At 58.4% G+C, this 19,824-nt stretch carries 19 protein-coding genes; 8 read left to right on the top strand and 11 right to left on the bottom strand.

The features are described 5' to 3' along the window. Both HMPREF2749_RS04310 and HMPREF2749_RS04315 read left to right on the top strand, forming a co-directional pair. On the top strand, nt 1-693 hold a 693-nt coding region (locus tag HMPREF2749_RS04310), incomplete at its 5' end, for a rhomboid family intramembrane serine protease (protein WP_070593519.1). Nucleotides 694-750: 57 nt separating this feature from the next. Next, nucleotides 751-1,572: a rhomboid family intramembrane serine protease gene (locus tag HMPREF2749_RS04315; RefSeq protein ID WP_049338658.1), complete on the top strand. Its 822-nt coding sequence runs from the start codon at nt 751-753 to the stop codon at nt 1,570-1,572. A 342-nt stretch (nt 1,573-1,914) separates the two neighbouring features. Here the strand turns inward: HMPREF2749_RS04315 and HMPREF2749_RS04320 are convergent, their stop codons facing one another. From HMPREF2749_RS04320 to HMPREF2749_RS04340, 5 genes are all read right to left on the bottom strand, one after another. Beyond that, nucleotides 1,915-2,733 (bottom strand): shikimate 5-dehydrogenase, encoded by an 819-nt coding sequence (locus HMPREF2749_RS04320; RefSeq protein WP_005504124.1) that lies wholly within the window; start codon nt 2,731-2,733, stop codon nt 1,915-1,917. Nucleotide 2,734: 1 nt separating this feature from the next. After that, the gene (locus tag HMPREF2749_RS04325; protein WP_005504125.1) at nt 2,735-3,055 is read right to left on the bottom strand and encodes a glutaredoxin domain-containing protein; all 321 of its coding nucleotides are present in this window, start codon (nt 3,053-3,055) and stop codon (nt 2,735-2,737) included. 532 nt (nt 3,056-3,587) lie between these two features. Beyond that, complete coding sequence (locus HMPREF2749_RS04330) at nt 3,588-3,752, bottom strand: hypothetical protein (protein ID WP_005504128.1); 165 nt, start codon at nt 3,750-3,752, stop codon at nt 3,588-3,590. 434 nt (nt 3,753-4,186) lie between these two features. Next, nucleotides 4,187-5,584, bottom strand: coding sequence for a galactokinase (locus HMPREF2749_RS04335; protein WP_049340054.1), 1,398 nt, complete (start codon nt 5,582-5,584; stop codon nt 4,187-4,189). Nucleotides 5,585-5,849: 265 nt separating this feature from the next. Beyond that, nucleotides 5,850-6,452, bottom strand: coding sequence for a TetR/AcrR family transcriptional regulator (locus tag HMPREF2749_RS04340; RefSeq protein ID WP_049345992.1), 603 nt, complete (start codon nt 6,450-6,452; stop codon nt 5,850-5,852). Nucleotides 6,453-6,743: 291 nt separating this feature from the next. On the opposite strand from HMPREF2749_RS04340, the gene HMPREF2749_RS04345 reads away from it, so the two are divergent. The 4 genes from HMPREF2749_RS04345 (at nt 6,744) to HMPREF2749_RS04360 (ending at nt 10,803) form a co-directional block, all read left to right on the top strand. Further along, nucleotides 6,744-7,739 (top strand): biotin synthase, encoded by a 996-nt coding sequence (locus tag HMPREF2749_RS04345; protein ID WP_070593520.1) that lies wholly within the window; start codon nt 6,744-6,746, stop codon nt 7,737-7,739. 249 nt (nt 7,740-7,988) lie between these two features. Further along, a complete protein-coding gene (locus HMPREF2749_RS04350) occupies nt 7,989-9,731 on the top strand; it encodes a cation:proton antiporter (protein ID WP_070593521.1) in 1,743 nt (580 codons plus the stop codon). A 200-nt stretch (nt 9,732-9,931) separates the two neighbouring features. Beyond that, a complete protein-coding gene (locus HMPREF2749_RS04355) occupies nt 9,932-10,444 on the top strand; it encodes a hypothetical protein (protein ID WP_070593522.1) in 513 nt (170 codons plus the stop codon). Between the two features lie 11 nt (nt 10,445-10,455). Beyond that, the gene (locus HMPREF2749_RS04360) at nt 10,456-10,803 is read left to right on the top strand and encodes a hypothetical protein (RefSeq protein WP_049338642.1); all 348 of its coding nucleotides are present in this window, start codon (nt 10,456-10,458) and stop codon (nt 10,801-10,803) included. Between the two features lie 175 nt (nt 10,804-10,978). Here the strand turns inward: HMPREF2749_RS04360 and HMPREF2749_RS04365 are convergent, their stop codons facing one another. The 6 genes from HMPREF2749_RS04365 to HMPREF2749_RS04390 form a co-directional block, all read right to left on the bottom strand. Then, nucleotides 10,979-11,482 carry a hypothetical protein gene (locus HMPREF2749_RS04365; RefSeq protein WP_210395326.1) on the bottom strand — a complete coding sequence of 168 codons (504 nt, stop codon included), beginning with the start codon at nt 11,480-11,482 and terminating at the stop codon, nt 10,979-10,981. Between the two features lie 157 nt (nt 11,483-11,639). Next, on the bottom strand, nt 11,640-12,413 hold the full coding sequence (locus tag HMPREF2749_RS04370) for an HAD-IIB family hydrolase (protein ID WP_049352261.1): 774 nt from the start codon (nt 12,411-12,413) through the stop codon (nt 11,640-11,642). A 184-nt stretch (nt 12,414-12,597) separates the two neighbouring features. Next, nucleotides 12,598-13,452, bottom strand: a complete 855-nt coding sequence (locus tag HMPREF2749_RS04375; RefSeq protein WP_049344527.1) for a PTS system mannose/fructose/sorbose family transporter subunit IID — start codon at nt 13,450-13,452, stop codon at nt 12,598-12,600. An 11-nt stretch (nt 13,453-13,463) separates the two neighbouring features. Next, nucleotides 13,464-14,333 carry a PTS mannose/fructose/sorbose transporter subunit IIC gene (locus tag HMPREF2749_RS04380; RefSeq protein WP_049345985.1) on the bottom strand — a complete coding sequence of 290 codons (870 nt, stop codon included), beginning with the start codon at nt 14,331-14,333 and terminating at the stop codon, nt 13,464-13,466. Beyond that, the gene (locus HMPREF2749_RS04385; protein WP_049326832.1) at nt 14,330-15,310 is read right to left on the bottom strand and encodes a mannose/fructose/sorbose PTS transporter subunit IIA; all 981 of its coding nucleotides are present in this window, start codon (nt 15,308-15,310) and stop codon (nt 14,330-14,332) included. The genes HMPREF2749_RS04380 and HMPREF2749_RS04385 overlap by 4 nt, the downstream gene beginning before the upstream one ends. A 717-nt stretch (nt 15,311-16,027) precedes the next feature. Then, nucleotides 16,028-16,897, bottom strand: coding sequence for a PRD domain-containing protein (locus tag HMPREF2749_RS04390; RefSeq protein WP_012902659.1), 870 nt, complete (start codon nt 16,895-16,897; stop codon nt 16,028-16,030). Nucleotides 16,898-17,156: 259 nt separating this feature from the next. Here HMPREF2749_RS04390 and HMPREF2749_RS04395 point away from each other — a divergent pair, with 259 nt between their 5' ends. After that, complete coding sequence (locus tag HMPREF2749_RS04395) at nt 17,157-17,900, top strand: response regulator transcription factor (RefSeq protein WP_070593523.1); 744 nt, start codon at nt 17,157-17,159, stop codon at nt 17,898-17,900. Between the two features lie 93 nt (nt 17,901-17,993). Next, entirely contained in the window at nt 17,994-19,649 is a 1,656-nt protein-coding gene (locus HMPREF2749_RS04400) for a sensor histidine kinase (protein ID WP_246823500.1), read from the top strand. Nucleotides 19,650-19,824: the final 175 nt, after the last annotated feature.

A 19,824-nucleotide genomic window follows, 5' to 3' on the forward strand; every position in this document is an offset into this window, starting at 1 on the left:
GATGTGGGCATGGTCTGCCCCGACTGCTACCGCGACCTCACTGATGGCAGCTCGAAAGCACAGGGTTCGAAGGCAAAAGGCTCGTTCCTGGCGCGCCACTGGCACATTACGTACACGCTCATTCTGATTAACGTCGCGGTTTACGGTCTGCAACAGATCATTCCCAACGAATGGGTGGTTAGGCATGGCAACATCTGGTGGCCCTACGTCCAGCACGGCGAGTACTACCGCATCATCAGCTACGGTTTTCTGCACATGCAGAACGACCCGATGCACCTGGTGTGGAACATGATTAACCTCTTCATCTACGGTGTTTCCCTCGAGCGCATGATGGGGCGCTGGAAGTTCCTCCTCGTGTACCTGGGGTCTATCGTCTTTGGCGCCTTCGGCGTGTATGTGCTGGCGTCTGACACCAGCGTGGTGGGTGCCTCCGGTGGTCTTTTTGGTCTCATGGGCTCTTTCTTGACCCTGCTAATCGTCAGGAAGCAGAAGGACACCGCACGAGTGTTCGTCATGATTACTGCCCCGAACATCATCTATAGCATTCTGACCCCGTCGAATATTTCCCACGCATGCCATGCGGGTGGTTTTGTCGGTGGTGTGCTGCTGACACTGCTGTTTGTCCCGCTTGTGGATAAGCCCGAGCCTCCTCAGCAGCAGAGCCCGCAGCAATGGCAAAACGGCAGGTACTAAGCCTGAAAATACGTGAAAAATCTTCGGAAAATCCGGCACACAACCCTTGGAGGGTCAGTGGAGAACTTTCCCAACTACGCAGGCTACGGGCAGAGCCCCACGGTCTGCGTCAACCACCCCGACCGCGTTAGCTACGCCCAGTGTGGGCGCTGCAACCGCACCGTCTGCGGCGAATGCCAGGTGGCGCTGGATGTGGGCATGGTCTGCCCCGACTGCTACCGTGACCTCAATGGAGGCGCCTCGAGCCCGAAGCGTTCCTTCATCGCCCGTCACTGGCATATTACGTACACGCTCATTCTGATTAACGTCGTGGTGTACGGTCTGCAACAGATTATTCCATTCCGTTGGGTGCACAACCTCGGCATGATGTCTGGTCCCCGTGTTCACCACGGCGAGTACTACCGCCTCATCACGCACGGGTTTGTGCACTCGCAAACTGATCCGATGCACCTGGTGTGGAACATGATTTACCTCTTCATCTTCGGTGTGTCCCTCGAGCGCATGATGGGGCGGTGGAAGTTCCTCTTCGTATATATGGCGGCTACCGTGGGTGCCGGCTGCAGCGTGTACCTCTTCTCCTACTACCGGGGTGCCGTGGGTGCGTCAGGCGGTGTGTACGGTCTCTACGGCGCGTTCTTCGTCCTTCTGCTTCTTCGGAAGCAGAAGGACACCGCACGCCTCTTTATTCTGCTCATGGGTATTGATGTTGTGCAGAGCCTCTTCCACCCGAATATTTCCCACGCGGGACACTTTGGCGGTCTTGTCAGTGGCGCGCTCGCGACCCTGCTGATTATTCCGTTCGTGAAGAAGCCCGAGTCATCTGAATCTTCGGAGCCGCCGCAACAGGGCCTGCAGCGGCGGTTCAAGGGCCGCTATTGAGCCTGAAACCCGCGGAAATCCGCCTCGGAGTCGGGTTATCCACAGCAGTTTTCCACATTGTGTATAACTACATTCGTGTAATTCCACGAGTGTGAGTACATGTTAAAAACCTGTGGATACAGGCTAGAATGACCGAATTACACAGAGTGAATTACACGGGTGTAAGAGTTTTCCCCAGATTTCTCCACAGATGTGGAAAACCTTAAGTACCAGGATGTGTGTAATTACAAAAAATTTCGGCGCGAAGCGCCGGATAGAACAAAAAGTGCCCGGAAGGATCAACCTTCCGGGCACTTTCACGTATCGAGCCCCTCACGGGGCGAAGAAGCAGCGGGCGCGAACCTAGTTCGCCTGAGCCTCCGCCTCCTCAACCTCCTCGGGGGTGAGCTCCACACCGGTGTACAGGCGGAACTGCTCAGCAGCCTGCAGAGCAATCACCTCGCCACCGTGAATAACTTCCTTACCCGCCGCACGAGCCGCACGAACCAGCGGAGTCTCAACGGGCATCGCCACCACGTCAAAGACCACCTGCGCCTCAGCAATAGCCTCCTGCGGGTAGGACAGCTCCTCGCTCTCCTCACCGCCAGCCATGCCAATCGGGGTCACGTTCACCAGAATCGGCGCTCGCAGGTTGCCCACCTCCGGCGCCCAGGCGTACTCGTAACGCTCAGCCAGCGCGCGACCGGTCTCCTCGTTACGGGCAATAATCATGCCCTGCGAGAAGCCCGCATCAAAGAACGCGCCAGCCACAGCAGCAGCCATACCGCCCGAACCGCGCAGCAGGAACGGCAGAGACGGATCCACATTATGCGAACGCAGCAGGGAAGCCACCGCAATCACATCCGTGTTGTACGCCTTCAAGAAGCCGTCAGTGTTCACAATCGTGTTCACCGCACCAATAACCGCAGCCGAGTGGTCCATATCGTCCATCAGCGGGATAACAGCCTGCTTAAACGGCATAGACACCGAGCAGCCACGAATACCTAGAGCACGCACGCCGGCGATAGCACCCTCAATATCGGTGGTGGTCATCGCCTTGTACAGGTAATCCAGACCGTGCTTCTCATACAGGTAATTGTGGAACTTAATACCGTGATTTGACGGGCGACCAGACAGAGAAATGCAGACCGTCGTATCGCGGTTCAGTGCCGGGCGAGCCATCTTAAGCCTCGCCGCCAGCGTCGAGAGTGTTCTGGATCAGCTTCTTCACCTTGTTGCGGCTCACCAGGTCAGCGACCACAAAGTGGGTGTCGCCGGTATCCACGGTGGGAACAACCGCGTTGCCGTCGTTGAGGGACTTCACGTGCGCCTCAGCCTGCGGATCCTCCCAAATGTTCACCCAGGTAGCGTGGTCGCCCAGCTCGCCCAGCTTAGAATCCAGAGCCTCGCAGTAGGGGCAGCCGGGGCGCCAATAAATGACGACGCCGCCATCCTTCATGACCTCGCGTGCCTTCTGCTGATCGGACTGCTGACGTTCAAACATAGTTCCTCCATAAACAGGGTGCTCCGCGGTCTCCAGGAGGCGCTAAAACCTGCCTGAGGGCGCAGCTCAATAAGTTGATGTATCAAGCATAGCCTGAGTACGTAGGTGCGGGGGAGAGGCCCTCATCGGGCGAACGCCCGCGCCGCACCCCGGCAACCCGCACAGCACTCCCGCAGAAGCCTTCACCCTGCGCCCCAGAAGCCTTCCCCCGCGCATTAACGGCATACGCCCCACACCAAGGTTGCCGGACCAATGATGCGGGGCGTATACAGTTCGCGAGAAAGCGCGAGCACTTGTGCTGAGTAAGAGTAAAAGAAGAGTGAAAACAGGCTACCAGGCGGTAACCGAAGCTGAGCAATATGCCGAGTGAGTCGGTGAATGAAAGAACCCAGGCGGGGCAGAACGCCCCATTATTTGAGAGAGATGTTGAGTGAAAGCCGTTGAGTGAAAGCCTGTAATGCAAACCCAGGGAAATGGCGCCCTACCCCACGAGGAAGCGAGGTAAGGCGCCAATCCAAAGGAGGCTGTCGCCTTACTTGCCGAACTTCTCGGTCAGCTTGGAGACGTTCTCGGTCACGACCTCTTCAACCTTGGCAACGTGCTCGTCGGTGACGACCTCCTTGCCAGCCTTCTCGTTGATGACTTCCTGAGCCTTGTCGAGGCCCTGCTCAACGGTACCCTTGATGTCGAAGCCCACGGGGGCCTCCTTTCTGCGCTTTCGCGCTCTAAAGCCTCACTCTTGGTGAGGTACCTGCCCGGGGCGGGCAGAAAACTGGAGTGTGATGCTTTGGTGGACGAAACCTGCAAGCTGGGCTTGTATGTGACGGTCGAACCCAGTGTAGATGCTATCCATATGCCGGACTATGCGCATCGAAACTTTACAGCTCACGGATTGCGTCCGTCGATAAGTGTACATACCCGCGAAGGCAAGAAAAACCACCCTCAGAAAACGTGGCGCCACTTTTGACCAACGACTAAAAAATTATGGCTTATCAGCGCGTTATTACGGGGGATAGCCGGAGGAAATTTGCAGAAACTCGCAGGAAACTTCCAGCTATGAATATCGTTCAAAACCCCAAAAAACGCCCGTATGACACCCCGCCGATTTATGACAGACCTCAGCGCCCAACCCTACAACACCGGAATATCCGTAGGATCAGCGCCCGCAGCCCAATCATGAGACGCCGCAAAACCAGCAACCATCGGCAAAAAACGAGGCGCCGCATAGCCGCGCACAGCATACGCAGTCGCCACCGCATCCGCGGCAGCCTCCAGCTGAGAGGTCGGAATCAGCGCCATCACCGCGCCACCAAAACCGCCACCCACAATACGGGCACCCAACGCGCCCCGATCCAGGCACACCTGCACCGCATCATCAATCTCAGGGCGAGAAACACGCAACTCATCTCGCATCGACACAAAAGACTCCGTGAAAATACGGCCCGCCTCCTCAAACGCCGCAAAGCCCAGCTCATCAGCATGCTGCAGCAAATAGCTCGCACGACCCACCAGAGTCATATCGTGGAACGCATGACGCACCCAACCACGCGGGAACGAACACGGGCGACCCGCGTCCTCCAGAGCATCCAAGGCACGATTCACCGAAGAATCCACCAAGTCAGCACGCCACGCCTTTGCCGCACGCGCATCCATACCCGCACACGACAAATCCTCCGGTAGGGCATCACGCAAAAAACGCAGACCCAAAGCGTCAGCGCACGTCTCAGACGCCGCACGACGAGCCGCAAAACCGCCATCCGTCAGCTCATGCGGAGTGTTCGTATCGATCACCAAAAAACTCAGGCCATGCTGGGCAATATCCACCGCAACCGGCTCAATCGAAAAATCACGGAAATCAATCACCAGAGCCTGCTCCGGATACGAACGCAACGACGCCGTCTGATCCAGGCCACCCGTATGCGCGCCAGCCACCTTATTCTCAGCCGTAATACACACCTGAGCCAGACGCGCACGCAAAGCATCACTATCAGCCGGGGTAGCATCCGCCTGCGGGCACTCCTCACGCACCGGACACGAGAGCTCCAACAACGCCAACGCCGTCGAACACTCCAAAGCCGCCGAAGACGACAAACCGCCACCCACCGGAACACGAGAATTAATCAGCAGGTCAGCACCAAACTCATCGGGCAGCATAATATCCCTGCCGCCCTCCTGATTCATCGCCCACGCAACACCCGCCACATAGGTGAACCAGCCCTTTAAATGACCCGGCTGGATATCGCGAATCACGACCGTGCGCTCGTCGCCGGGCATCTGCAAAGAAGCCGCGCGCAACACACCATCACGACGCAACGCACCCGCCACATAGGTGCGGTACGGCAACGGCATCGGCAGGCACGAGCCACCCAAAAAATCAATGTACTCGCCCAAAAGATTCAGACGCCCAGGCGCAGACCACACACCATCCGGCTCGTAACCATACGCAGTAATAAACTCCTCACGCACACGCGCAATCTCCGCGCTATGGTCCGGAAGAGCCGCCCACTGGGCGGTAGCGGTCATCGACATGGAACACCTCTGATCAAGCCCCGAAAGGGGCGCTAGGACGTAAACGACACCCCACCTGCACCCGACACCCAACGGGCATCAGCGCAAGCACGTGTCACCTCTAGACTAAAGCAGAAAACCAGCGAACATCGACTCAGCCGCCAAACCGCACCGGTATCAGCGTGCGGCAGGGCAGCCAAAAGCCAACGCACGCAAAAGCCCCGCACCCTACAAGGGGGCACGGGGCAACATACATAACTAATAAACCAAAAGAAGGGCTAAGCGATTACGCATCCTGCGTATAGGGCTCCTGCACCACCATCATCGTGTCAATGGCAGAAAGCAGATCCTGGCGGTAACGGTTAAACGCATTCTCAATTAGAGGAACATCGCCGCTCGCCACAGCCTCCTGCGGAGAAATCAGCGGCAGAGTCTGATACTCCTCCACCAGGCTCAACGCAATATGGGTCAACAAACGAGCACGACGCAGCGCCTCCGCATGACCCAAACCAAGAGCTTGGAACTCATGAGCCATAGCCACCACAGGCTTCAACTCACGCGGGTGCAGAGTCAAACTCAAACGCACCACCTCAGGGCACTCACGAATCGGGTACAGCAGGGAGAACAACGTATCGCCGCGGCGAATCATCGAAGCACGAATAGCCTCCGGATTCGGCTCAGCCTCCTCAGACATCGACTTCGGGGCACGAGCCAGAATGTAATCCGCCAACAGAATCAGAAGCTGCTGCTTATTCTTCACGTGGTAGTACAGAGCGCCGGGAGCCACGTGAAGCTCCTGAGCAAGTCGGCGCATGGAAAGGTCCGCCAAACCGTAGGTCGCCAAGACCTCGTAGGCGGTATCTAGAATCTTTTCACGGGAAAGTACCACCCTTTCATTTTAGGGTGTTCAAATCTGTTGCGGGAGCAAGATGCACCCCGTGGCAAACAAAAACCCCACAAATACGCGGTACAAACCCAAAAAGCAATGTTGATTCTCACTCACCCGGAGCGAACGGTTCGCGTTTCACGAGCACTTTTGCCACCAAAACCACTCCAGCACACACAGAACAGGTAGCCGCCCACGCTCTCGGCATAAAATCACGTCTTAAACCGCCCAAAACCGCCAAGACAGGTAAACCTCGCGGGCGCACACCCCAAAATCAGGTGTTTAATATTCGGTATGAGCAATGCATTTTCTGAACTAATCGAGCGCGCCACCGCAGGCGAAGGCCTCAACCGCGAAGAAATCCACACCCTCCTCGTGGATGGTGAGGGCCAGGACTTCGCCCTCATCGAGGCAGCCTCCGTCGTGCGCCGCAACGAATTCCGCAACATGATTGCGATCCACACCGAAGATGAAGCACTCGCCGACGCCCTCGGTACCCGCTCCATCGCCGTGGACTCCTACGAAGTACTGGATATCTCCCGCGACATCGACTCCGAAGAACTCGCGGCAACCATCGAACGTATTGCTGAATCCTCTGCCATCGGCGTGACCGTACTACTGCCCGAAAACGCAGTACCCATGATGCTGATGCGCGTACTGTCCATCCTGCGCCTGGCAGCACCCGGCAAGGTCATTCACCTGCCCGAAGGCTACGAACAGTCCCTGCGCTCGCTGACCTCCCTCGCAATGCACGTGGTCAGCGCCATCACTATTACCGACGACATTGAGCAGTGGCCCATGGTCAACGAGGTGCTCAAGGCACTGCGTCACGGCGGCATCGTCATCTCCGGCACCGGTGGACGCGACGCCCTCGCAGGCTACCTGCGTTACCTCTCCGACCTGGGCGTGGACCTCATGGGTCACCGCGATGCACGCGGCTCCGCCTGCGGCTCGGTTGACGGTGGCGGCTGCGGATGTGGCTCGGGTGGCTGTGGTAGCCACGAGGAGCCGGCACCTTCCGCGGGTGGTTGCGGTTGCGGTTCGGGCGGATGCGGTTCCTCCGCTGAAGCTCCGGCCGAGGCTCACGGCCACTCCCACGGTGGTGGCGGTTGCTGTGGCGGCCACGACGAACCGACGGAAGAAAAGGGTGGCTGCTGTGGTGGCCATGACGAACCGACGGAAGAAAAGGGAGGCTGCTGCGGCGGCCACGACGAGCCCGAACCGGTCGTGGAGGAGGAAGCTCCCGCTGGCGGTTGCGGCTGCGGTGCTGGTGGATGCGGCTCTAAGTAATCCGCTAGAGGTAACTACCCCAAGCAATATATTCCAAATATAGAATTTTCCCCTGAATAACCTACTGAAAAGTGAGGATATTCAGGGGAAAACTCTATATTCCACATAAAGCATTAGGCTTAGAGGTAAACAACGCCACAATAAACGCTGCAGAACCCCCATATCCGAAAAGCGGAATGAGCCCCTCCGGTAGAGTAGAAAGACGTAGCCGACTAACCCTAGCCGCGCGAAAGGAACAACACCGGACCAATGTTTTACCTCTCCGTTATTGTCATCATCCTGATTGCGACCGTGTTCATGGTCAGCGTCGGTGACCGACTCAACCTCCCCTGGCCGGTCATGATGACCCTGCTCGGCACCGCCGCGCTCTTCATCCCCAACCGACCGGACATCACCATCGACAGTGACATCATCCTGCCAATCTTCCTTCCGCCGCTACTGTGGGCCATCGGCGTTAAATTCTCCTGGGGCACCCTGCGCCGCCGCTGGAGATCCGTACTGCTCTACTCGGTCCTTCTCACCACCGTCTCCGCCCTGGCAATTGCCAGCGCAGCCATGTGGTGGGTCCCCGGCATGACCATCGCCGTCGCCCTTGCCGTCGGTGCCGCCGTCTCCCCGCCCGACCCCGTCGCCGTGGAAGCAGTCGCTGAGCCCGTCGGCATTCCCCGCCGCCTCATCGGCACCCTGCAGACCGAAGGTAGCTTCAACGACGCTATCGCAATCATTCTCTTCCACGCCGCAATCCACTCCATGACCAGCGGCCACCACATCGAGCCGCTCTCGGTCGCCAAGGACTTCGTGCTCGGCTCGATCCTCGCGGTCATTATTGGTTACATCTTCGGATGGCTCGGCGGCTACGTTCGCCAGCGCGCCCACGACGTGGTCACCAGCAACGCCGTGACCCTCGTGATCCCCTTCGGCGCCTACCTCGCTGCTGAAAGCGTGCACGCCTCCGGCGTTATTGCCGTGGTCATCGGCGCTATCCAGTTCACCAGCACCAAATACATGGCGGCACTCGAAGCGGAAGAACGCCTCTCCTCCACCTCCTTCTGGCAGATTATTGAGCTGCTCATGACCGGTGTCGCTTTCGGCCTCATCGGCCTGCAGGCAAGTAGTATCATCGCCACCGCCGACCCCTCCCGTATCGCAAGCCTCTTCGCTGACGGTGCCCTGGTCGCACTGGTCGCCATCCTGGTGCGCCTCATCTGGTTCACCATCGTCTGGCTGGCAGGACGCAAGAACCCCATCCACGAGGGTGCACCCGAAAGCTTTGCTGAAGTTATCGTTATGACCTGGTCCGGCATGCGAGGCCTCGTGACCCTGATTCTTGCCCTGTCCATCCCCGTGGTCAACGGCACCGAACAGGTACGCCAGGACGCCATCGTCATGATGCTCTCCGTACTCTTCTTCACCCTCGTGCTGCCCGGCCTGACCCTGCCCATGCTCGTGAAGGTCCTTGGCGTGCGGGCTAACCATGAAGAAGAAACTGCCGTACCTGAACTGCTCAAGATTGCGCAGGTCGCAGCCCTCGAGGCGCTGCAGGCTGAAGCGAAGGCAACCACCGACCCTGAGACCTATGCCCGCGTGAAGGAAATGTGCTCCGCTATTACCCGCCGCGATGAAATTAGCGAGGCGCTACCCGAAGAATACAAGCAGTACATGGAGAAACTTAAGGACAAGAGGAACGACTTTGTACGCCTGCGCGACGCCGCCCTCGTCGCCGCGCAGAATGAGGTCATTGCGGCGCAGGACCGCTACGACTCCCACGACGTGACCCGCGTGGTGCGTAAGCTGGACATCCTGGCGCAGGCTGAAAGCATCCGCTCCTCCGGCATGTTCATTCTGCCCGCCATGACCGCCGGCGCGGTCGCCATGGAACGCTACAACCTCTGGAAGAAGCACCAGGGCACCCTGAGCACCCGCGCAATCCCCGTGGTGGAGAACGCGCCCGCCTCACCCCTGGTCACCAACGAGGTAACCCCCACGTCCTAGCCGGTACCTCTGCACCGCGTGCATGAACACTACGTTTCTGCCCCTGCCTACGCCACCGAGATAAGCCATCTGGTCTTTAGCTCACAGGCGATAGACAGGGGCAGAAGCAGATTAAGCCTCAAGTATCACCTAAAATGAGACAGGAAACGTAGTGAACGTACGTTAGCTCTCTCAAACTCACGAACACATTGAAAGTAGACATGGATTTCAAGACTCTCTCGCCTGCGTACCTGACCTCCCTCGGCGTAATTTTTTGCGGCGCGCTCATGGTCGGATCCTCTAGTCCCTGGCTCATCTGGCTGGGCTGGATCCTTCTCATCCTCGCGCTGGGTCTGAATGTCCTCGCCTTTGTGCTGTCCGTGGGTAAGGCGAAGGGTGACCCGACCCCCGCACTGGTGACCAACCTGGACGGTTTCGAATCCTCCGTGGAGAACCGCATCCGCGAGCGCGCAGAGCACCGCCGTGAAGAGCGAGAAGCCGCTGAGCATGAGGCAGTTGAGCACGATGCTGCGGCGCAGGCTAACCAGGAAGTAGCTCCCGCTGAGGCAGCTGAGACCGTTGAGGCGACCGCGCCCGCTGAAACTGCAGAGGTCCGCGAGGAAGAGCCCACCGAATCTCAGCCGATTGTTGATCGTGCCCCCGGCCGTATGAGCGTTCTGCCCTCGCGCCCCCGTTCGGGTCGTACCCCCAAGCCCCGCTCCAACGCACGCTAGGTAGGTCGGTAGTGAATACGAAGTTTTTGCTCTCCCCGGCGTACCTGGTTTCTGTTGCCCTGATGCTTTCCGGCGCGGTGCTTTCCGGTGGTCGGTTCATGCTGATCGGCTGGATTCTGTGCATTGTGGGTGTCTGCTTGAACGCCATGACCCTGGTGGTGCTGACGAACCGTGAGCAGCTGTACACCATGGAGGCGAAGGCTGCCCGAGGTACCCGCCGCGGTTTTGATGACCGCCCCGCTGTGGTGCAGCGATTGGACGAGGCTCCGGCTACTGACAGCGCAGACGAAGGATCTGCGGAGTCCGTCGAGGAAGCCGCAGAAGAGCCTGCTGAAGCACCCGCACAGAAGACCAACTAGGGTGTAACCCCTAAGACGTAAAAGACCCCCGCAGAGGGTATCTGACGTAAATAAAAGACCGTAACCGCCCCCCGTACAGGGGAGTGGTTACGGTCTTTTGGGTGCCTGAACACTCACCTCGACTAACGCTCGTCGAATACTTTTTGGGAGGGGCGAGCGCAGCGCAGCGGGGGCTTTAGCGCTGAGCACCCAGCTTCTGCGCCGCGAAATCCGCGTACTCCTGCACATGCGCGCGAGCCTGCTTGGTCAGCGCCTTATTCTCATCCAGGATACGCGCCGACTGCGCCGCCATCAGCTTCAGGTACTGGCGGTCGCGGGTCTTCTTCCATGCGGTGCGTGCCGCCTCCAGCTCGGCGAAATCGTTGAGAGCCTGACGCTGCATCGTGTACCGCACCCACATGAGCACCAGAATCAGCACCAGCGGAATGAGGCACGCCCAGCTCTGCCACAGCCCGTACAGCGCCGCCGCAATGGCGCCCAAAACAATCAGCACCGGGGAAATCGAGACGATGGGGGAGTCCGGGCGGTTCTTCTGGTTCTTCACGAGTGATTCACGCGCCATAGCGCGGAAGGTATCAGAGAAGCTGGACGGGTCGTAAGACTGGGCAGAATCGGCCTGCTGGCTCTTCTGAGACTGATCCTTGCCGGGCTGGTTCTTTGGGGGTTGAGCGGGGCACATAGAAACCTCACGGGGATACACGGGGAGTAACGGGAAAGCGGACGTTTCACGTGAAACGGGGGAGTAGGCGGCGAGCACGCGCGAGAGACGTGGCGAGCACGCGGAAGCGGGTGGCAGGATTAGCGCTCGCCGCACCTAAACGCCACCTCGGCAGCTTCTACAGGGACGCCTCAATAAACTCGTACGCCTTATCCACACAATCGGTGGTGACAGCCTTAACCTCATCGGGGGAGTAGCAGAACGACGCCGAACGGTCAGCGTAGCGGTGCATGTCGATATCGTTCCACGAATCTCCAATCGTATGCACCTCATAGGAGCTACCCGGATGCTCCGACTGCAGGTACTCCACCAGATGCTGCAGACCGGTGCCCTTTGTGCAGGCGGGCGGCACAATATCCAGGAAATCCTGGTTCTTGTGGCAGTCCACCGAATCACCAAAACGCTCCAGAATCCAGGTGTACGCCGCCTCGCGAACCTGAGCATCCGGAATCCACAGGGGCACACCCACGTACTCGTGGTTCTGCAGGTCGTCAGCCGGCAGGGGAGTGAACTCCGGCAGGATATTCGTCGAGGAGCCCACCCGGTCGCAGAGGCTGTAATCGTTATCCAGAGTCGTCGCGAACAGAGCCACGCCGTCCACGGTGCTGAAATGCTCGTAGCACGCTTGCACAACACTCACCGGAAGAGGCTGATGGTAAATCACCCGGTACTGCCGGTCAGTAATCACCGCACCCGTGTACAGCACGTGGTAATCAAAACGGATGGCGGTCGGGTTCAACGCCAGTTGCGTGGCAAAAATGCTCTTGCCCGTGCACGAGACCGCCAGGTTACCCTCCGCCTGCCAGCGGGCAATCGCCTGCTCAGTGGCAGGCTCCACGGCACGGTTAAACAGGATCGTGCCGTCAAGATCGAAAGCCATCAATTTGGTCATAGAAACTCCTTCGCGGGAGGGCTGCATTGCCGCGAATTGTGCGCCGCAACCGATAGAAAACGCCCATGAAAAACGGGGGTGCCGCCGGTACTTTTAAGTGTACCGACCACACCCCCACCACTTGAGACAAGCCCCTGAATCTCACGCCTTCACTGAAGGGTGAAAGGGCTCATCCCTCAGATTTTTAGAGAGCCAGGAAGCCCAGGTACGAACCGAGGATACCCACGGCAAACAGAGCGAAAATCAACCAGATAGCGTTGACCTTCTTCTTCAGCAGCCACATGCACAGGAAGCACAGACCCAGCGACGCAAGGCCCGGTAGCAGATCGTTCAGCACCGACTGAACGGTCACATCCACCATCGCGCCAGCCTGGTTCTTGTAGCTGGTTAGCGGCAACGGAATGTTCACGCTCGTCCAGCGGTACACCAGCGCACCCATCACGAACAGACCCATCACGGACGCACCCTGAGTGATCTTCTGCAGGGTGTTACCGCCCGCCTCAGTCACAATCTGGGTACCCTTCTCGTAACCGTACTTGAAGCCGTACCAGCGGGTTGCCCAACGAATTGCGGTCATGCCGAAGAAGAACAGCAGCGGGCCCAGAATATTGCCGGTCACCGCCAGGGATGCGCCCAGAGCCGCCAGCACGATACGTGCGGTACCCCAGAAAATCGGGTCGCCCACGCCGGCCAGTGGGCCCATCAGGCCCACCTTAACGTTGGTGATGGCGGCTTCGTCAATGTCCTTACCGGCTGCCTTCTCACGCTCCATCGCAGCGGTCACGCCCATAATCGAGGATGCAACCCACGGCTGGGTGTTGAAGAACTCCAGGTGGCGGGTCAGCGCCTCCGCCTGGTCTTCTTTCTTGGTGTAGAAGCGCTTAATCGCCGGAATCATAGAAACCGCGAAACCGATGGACTGCATACGCTCAAAGTTGAACGAACCAAGCAGGAAGGTGGAGCGGATGTAGGTGTCGACCTTATCGCGCTGGGTGAGCTCGGGAACTTCAACGAGCTCGACGTTCTTGTTTTCAGTCATGGTGATGCTCCTTATTCGAGCTCGTTGTCGAGGTCATTGGCGGCGGCTGCCGGTGCTACGGCGGGTGCCTCGCTCTTATGGAAGAGCGGGTTCAGCTGCGTGTACAGCAGACCCAGGCAGGCGCCCACAATACCGATAGCAACCAGGTTGAACTGTGCCGGGGTGGACAGTGCCACCAGAACATCCTCGGGCTTTCCGCCGGCAAGAGGCACAATCGACTGGGTTGCCGGGATTGCGGCGGCGGCGATGAAGCCGAGGAAGAAGAAGGGCATGAGGGCCTTCGAACGCATCATGTTGATAACCATTGCGAAACCGACCACGGTAATCATGCCACCTGCGATACGCAGACCGGTGGTCACCTCGGCGGGAATCATGTTCAGCAGGCGGGTCAGCTCTTCGGAGCTAATCAGCGCCACAATAGCGGTCGGGATAGCAACACGCAGACCCTGCAGAACCATACCGCTGATGTGCATCAGCTCAATACCTCGGAAGTTCGCGGTCTTCGCGAAATTATCGGCCTGGTGCTGGAAGAACACCGTAATGGTACGAACGAAAATGGTCAGAACCTGACCGGCTGCCGCCAGCGGCACGGCGATGGCGATACCGGTGTCGATGTTCTGGTGGCCCTGAATCACGACAAGGGCGGAGATAGTGGATGCCAGAGCCGAGTCGGGAGCCATCGCCGCACCGACGTTCATCCAGCCCAATGCGATGAGCTCCAGTGCGCCACCGAGCATAATGCCGGTAGTCGGGTCACCCAGCGCAAAACCCATCAGGGTACAAGCGACCAGGGGGCGGTGGAACTGACGCTCGTCCACCACGGATGCGACGCCCGCAATGAACGCCACGAGAACAACGAGAATAAACGTCAGGGCGCTCATGCGTCCAGGCCTTTCTGCTTGAGGATCTTTTCCAAATCAACCGGGGAGTGGTTGGGCAGCTGCTGCACCGTCAGCTTCACACCGCGCTTAATGAGTTCGCGGTAGGCTTCCAGGTGCTCCTCGGAGGCGTACACTGCGTCCGAGAGCTGAACCATGCCGGTCTTGAAGGTGACGCCACCAACGTTCACTTCGTTGATCTTGACGCCTTCGTCGAGCAGTCGCACCACGTCAACGGGGGATTCCACGACGAACATGGTCTTCATACCGGTGTACTTGGGGTTGTTGTACACGCGGCCCGCCTTGGCGATGTCCAGGACGTTGGTCTTCACACTGGTCGGCGCTACCTGCAGCAGCAGGGACTTGCGCAGCTGATCGTGTGCCGCATTATCGGACGCCGCGATGAAGGTCTGCGGTGCGATATGCGGAACCCAGGTGCCCGCCACCTGACCGTGAATCAGGCGGGAGTCGATGCGGGTGAAGATAGCGTCCATGGTGCCGCCGGGAACCTGCTGAGCAGCCGGAACTTCGACCGCCTTGGTCTCTGCAGGCTTCGCTTCGGCAGGCTTAGCGGCTGCGGGCTGGTTCGCCTCCTGGAAAGAGCGAATGCCCTTGGTGCCAGCCTTGTGCGCCTTAGCGACTAGGGACTTGAGGGTTGCGTTCTTACGGCCTGCGCCGGAGATGACCTCAATAAGCATCGGTACGTTGACACCGGAGACAACGTCGACGCCCTCGCGGGTGGCTGCGAACTGCGCACCGGCGTTGTAGGGGCTACCGCCGAAGAGGTCGACCAGCAGCAGGGTTTCTTCTGCTTCGGACGCCTCAACGATGCGGGTGTACTCTTCGACGAGATCTTCGGGGCCCTGACCCGGCAGGAACGTGACCGGGTGGACGTTTTCGAAGTTACCGAGGATCATGCCGGCGGTCTTCAGCAGAGCCGGAGCCGACTCGCCGTGTGCCGCCACAATGATAGTGACCATAGTGGTCCTCTCGTTTTCGTGACATGGTGTGTAGCGGCCCCGTGAGGGGCCTCATAATTCTCAGATAGTAACACGTTGTTTTTGTGTTTTGTGGGTTTTTTCTAAGCATGCACACTTTAGGTTCTTGTGACATTTTTATCAGTGTTGGAATATGGGTTTTTGATGTCAAAACACGTATTTATTGCCAGGGTGTAAAAAATTTAAACAGAACACCGAAAAATGCTTGTCCATTCAAAGGGTGGGGCGTTATTCTCGCGAAAATTCGGGAGTGTTGGCGTCTTACTGGTGGACTGACGAGGTGCTTGACGTTGGAATATGCGGATCGCACGAGTGTGAGAAAAAGATTTACAAAGAAAATACCGAACAAAAAATGAGTGTGCGAATCAAAACATGTGGGATTAATAAAAAACCCACATTTGTCTGAGGTCTGTCCACAGAATGGTATTTCTGGAAGACGCCGCTAAGAACCGTCATTTTCAAAATTTAAATCGACGCGCTAACGCGCGAAAGAAAACCCGGGAAAACGACATTTTAGTGACAGGTTGTATCTATAAATAGCGGCTCACCTTTAACGGCCACGTTCCGCCCGGCAGTGCTTCCCTAGACTCCTTGCTTTAGACTCTTCACTCGAAACCCTTACCGGAATTTCCTCACCGGGATTTCGGGCATAGAAAAAGCGACCGGGAACCCTCCCGGTCGCTTTCTATCGAACATGCGCTACGCGTTAATGCCCCACATATCCCGCGCCAGACGCGCAATATGAATCGTCAGATACGTCAACTCATCACGAGTCAGGCTCTGCTTCAGCTGCATCTGCAGTACCAACAAAACCTTCTGCGCACACGCGTAGGCGCGCGGTACATCCGCACGAAGAGCCGCCAACAAACTCGGCTGCGACACCTCATCAGCATCCTCCGTGCGATTCGCGGAGGCGCGGCTCGCCCGCACAAACAGGTACCGCAGGTGCGTCACAAAACGTGCCGCACTCATCGAATCCGGGTCGATCTTCCGCTCGTAGCTTGCCTCAATAATTTCAAAAACCTGCGCGAAAACCTCGGTCATGCGGAATGCCTGAGACATATCCGCCGTCGCAAATTGCGCGTTGACCAGGTGCAACGCCAGGGGGATAGCCTCGTTCGGGTCCAGTTCAACCTGCAGGCGCTCGCGAACCATTTCCAAAACCGTGCGGCCGTACTCCACCTCGCGCGGGTAGAGAACGGTCACCTCCGGGGCGAGCGGATACTGCACCCGCACCCCGTCACGCGCACGAACCACCGCATAGTGCAGGTGATCAGCCAGCGGAAGAATAAACGAGTTCGACAGCTCCAATGCACCCTCGGCGCGCACCTTCGACTCCAAAAGTGTGGCAATCGACAGAATCTCCGCCGGAATCTCAGACAGAGTCATGCTCAAGCGCTCACCCGACATGCCCTGCTCCGGCACAAACGTCTGCTCCACCGCAGACGGGTCAATCAGCTGACCCTTACGCTTACCAAAAGCAATGCCGCGACCAATCATCACGGACTCCTTGCCGTAATGATCCACCGTGAGGACAACATTATTGTTATAAATACGGCTAATGCGCATGTGTCCTCCTCTGCGGGTGTCGGGGCGCCTGTGTCGGGGTGGCACACTGAAACGATAAAAGGCGATTGAGCATCACCTAAGCTACTACAAATTTTACCGAAAGATTGAACCCGTATAGAAGGGGTAACGCGCGTGGTTGGGATAATGGGCGGCGCGAAACTGTGCCCCAGCTGTGACGCGGGCAAGCATTCCATAAGTTTGCGGCTGAAAACCGGCTCCCGCCTCACCGCGAACCCTAAATCGCGATACTCTTAACCACATGAGCAGCAAAGCAACCGAAATCGCAAAGAACCTTCCCGCGCTAGAGCACCCGGACGGTAGCCCCATCCGCGCCCTCGTCGTTGACGATGAGGAAATGCTCAAAGAACTCGTCAGCATGGGTCTGAAAATGATCGGCTGGGATGTGCAGTCCGCCGGCGACGGCCCCTCCGCGCTCGCGATTGCCCGCGATTGGCGCCCCGACGTGCTCGTGCTGGATATTATGATGCCTGGCTTTGACGGCCTGGAGCTGCTCTCCCGTATCCGTAAGTTCTACCCCGAAGTTCCCTGCCTCTTCCTGACCGCTAAGGATTCGGTTGATAACCGGATCGAGGGCCTTGCCGCCGGTGCGGACGACTACGTGACTAAGCCCTTCTCCATGGAAGAGGTCATGATCCGTTTGCACCGCCTGGTGCAGCGCTCCGGTGTTGCCTCCATTGATGATGCTGAGCTGGTCGTCGGCGATCTGGTGCTGAACCAGGACACCCGCGAGGTGACCCGCGGTGGCGAGCAGATTAACCTCACTGCAACCCAGTTCGACCTGTTGCGCTACCTCATGGAGAACGCGAAGCGCGTGGTCTCCAAGAGCCAGATTCTTGATAACGTCTGGAACTACGATTTTGGTGGTCAGGCAAATATTGTGGAGCTGTACATCTCGTACCTGCGTAAGAAGATTGATGTGGGTCGCGAACCGATGATTCACACCGTGCGCGGTGCCGGTTACGTGCTGCGTCCCGCCGTCTAAGTTTATTCTCTGCTCTTCATATGGCGCGGTATAACACCCGGTTATACCGCGCCATATCAGTTATATTCTGTATTTCGAATATAGAAAGAAAGGATGTTCGTGGGCTCCTACTCACCCGGTGAAACCGCCTCCCCGGATAATGAGGCGACCCGCCCCCTGCGCGCGGGTACCCCCGCACGAGACGGCGCCACGCGCTCGCCGGGGAACTTCTTCGTGCGCCTACGCGCCGCCTGGAAGAGCATGAGGAATCCCGAGGCATCCCCCGAAGAACTCGGGTACGTACCCCACCTGCGTTCGCGCCTTATCGCCATCCTCGTGACAGCCCTCGGCATTGCATGCCTCATCATTGGCCTGTCCACCTACGTGACCCTGCAGAACTCCCTCTACCAGCAGGCACAAAGCGACCTCAAAGAAACCAGCCACCGCGTAGTGCAGCCGACCTCCCGAGACGGCAAGCGAGAAGAAGTGGACTGCAGCGACCTGCAGAAGAGCAGCTCCCTCTTTGCGCCCGGTCAGGCGTCCGGAACTATCATCACCTGCGTGGAATCCGAAGGTGCCGTAGAAATCGCCAGCAAGCTCACCAAGGAGGGCACCGTACAAACCCTTTCCGCCAACGACCAGGTAACCCTCGGAACCATGGCACTGAATGCCACTAGGGAAGAAGTCCAAGAGGTCAAGCTGGAATCCGGCCTGTACCTCATCAAAATCACCCCGAAGGCTAATAGCAGCGCCGATGCCCAGGTGGTTGGTATTCCGCTCGCCAACGTACAGCAGACCCTCACCATCTTCGTGATTGTGGTAGCCCTCGGTTCCATCGCCGTGATGGTTGGTGCCGGCGTGGCGGGCTCCTACATTATTCGCGGCACCATGAAGCCCCTGGAGCGAGTCTCCGCGGTGGCAACCGATGTGGCGCACCTGGATCTGGAAGAGCACACCATCTCCTCGGCGGTGCGAGTGGAGCCGCGAGATTCCGACCCGCGCACCGAAGTGGGTGCCGTAGGATACGCCCTCAATCAGCTGCTCGATAACGTGAACTCAGCCCTCGAGGTGCGCGAACGCACCGAACATCAGATTCGCGCCTTTATTGCGGACGCCTCCCACGAGCTACGCACGCCCCTTGCCGCCATTAAGGGGTACTCCGACATGCTCCGCTGGACCGAGCCGCTCAGTGAATCCGGCCAGTCCTCCCTGGCGCGTATCGATTCGCAGACCGAACGTATGTCCCGCCTCGTGGAGGATCTGCTGACCCTCGCTCGCCTGGATGAAGGCCGTGAACCCAAATTTGAGCTCGTCGATCTGACCGAACTGGTGCTTGAATGTACCTCCGACATGCAGGCTGCCGCGCGCACCCACGAATGGCACCTGAACCTGCCCGACGAGCCGGTTGAGGTTGTTGCCGACCGCTCCCAGATTCAGCGTGTCATCTTGAACCTGCTCTCGAATGCCCGCAAGCACACCGATGAAGGTACGCGCGTGACTGCGGGTCTGGCCGTGGATGCTGCACGCCGTGAAGCCGTGGTGACCGTGACCGATAACGGTCCGGGTATTGCACCCGAGTTCTTGCCGAAGATTTTTGACCGCTTCACCCGCGCGGATAAGGCACGTTCCGGTTCGGATGGAACCACCGGCCTGGGACTGGCGATTGTGCAGGCGATTGTGCAGGCGCACGGAGGTTCGATTCAGGTGCAGAGCCAGCCGGGGCATACGGTCTTTACGGTGCGTCTGCCTTTGGAGGCGGCGCGCGCCTAATGCGCCTGCTCGGTGGCTTGCTGAGCGGCTCGCTGAGCGGGTAGTCGGGTGAGTGCTCGAGGGAGTGGGGTGTGTTGTGCACTCCCCGTCCCTTTGGTGTGCGTTTTGGGGGTGTTATAGCGCCCTGACGTGCTAAAACGCTAAATTGCTTGTTGAGTAAACATTAAATCTGCAC

It is taken from the genome of Rothia sp. HMSC075F09 (genome assembly GCF_001810515.1).
Classification (GTDB): Bacteria; Actinomycetota; Actinomycetes; order Actinomycetales; family Micrococcaceae; genus Rothia.